The sequence below is a fragment of the Pseudomonas sp. PA-7-1E genome, from assembly GCF_021605325.1.
GTDB classification, from domain to species: Bacteria; Pseudomonadota; Gammaproteobacteria; order Pseudomonadales; family Pseudomonadaceae; genus Aquipseudomonas; species Aquipseudomonas fluorescens_BV.
On record NZ_WKFA01000126.1, the window covers coordinates 1 to 1,037 of the forward strand.

Annotated in this window: 1 protein-coding gene; it reads right to left on the reverse strand. The window is 53.2% G+C overall.

Going from position 1 to position 1,037, the window contains the following annotated elements:
- On the reverse strand, positions 1-891 hold an 891-nt coding region (locus GIW79_RS29495), incomplete at its 3' end, for a hypothetical protein (RefSeq protein ID WP_236453467.1).
- Positions 892-1,037 lie beyond the last annotated feature (146 nt).

The window sequence follows — 1,037 nt, forward strand, 5'->3', positions numbered from 1 at the left end:
ACCCACAGCCCCTCCGATAATTCCACAAGCCAGTTCACCGTTGCCTTTCAGTGAAACACCCAATGCAATCCGGCATGCACTGCGAGAAATAGTTGCGCCACGCTTGCCCAAAACAGCAGCCCCAAATACTCCACCCAGCAACCTCCCCGTCTCCACATACTTCGCCCGCCGACACTGCGCCTCCCTTCCCACCACACACGCCTCCTTGATTTCCAAACCCGCCACGCCCACATCCAACGCCAACCCCAGATATGTTCCTTGCTTTAACCATTTCGACATCTGCGTAATCGTCTGAACCCGCTGCGCATACCCCACAATTTCGCCTTGATGCAGATAGCTTTTGGTCGAGATCCCAAGCGCCTCCTTAAGCGGTTGATTGCCACGCAATCCAGAACCAAATCGCGCAGCCCCTTGCAGTTGCATATCCAAAACGCCAAACATCCTTTGACGCTGTCGTATAAACGACTCTTTGTCCAAACCACCGTCCTTCAATTGCCGATGCAACTGCTCGATTTCCTCCAAAGTCTGTGCAACCGCCTGCAGGTGCCGGCTCCAAGCCGACGTCGCACTGCCGATGCCTATCGACCCATACCCCAGAATGCTCTGCGCCAAGTCGTAATTTGTATTTCCTGCTCTATCGAGCGGCACATTCTGGTCCAGTTGGCGACTAATCTCTTCAGCGTGGCGCATCAACCAGGCTTCTTCGATTGAGCAATGGGCACTGGACATTTCGGGAACGATCACCAACTCACCCGGCCTCACCATTCCTTGGCTCAGGTGTTTATTCAGCACATCAAAATGATCTGGGCCCTGTAACAAGCCTCCGCGCCATAGCCGTGATTTCAAAAACGGGTAAGGTGAAGCCTGTTGATTGATGTAACCGTACGCCATGTCCTGGATTCCGATACCGAGAAAGGCATCGAAATATAAGCAAGCACCTACAACCCGGACACAAGCAGGCGGGGGTCAAAAAGTACGTTTGGGAAGTTGCCTACACAGCAAAAGATGAACGCCTACAGAAAGCGCCCCTAATACCC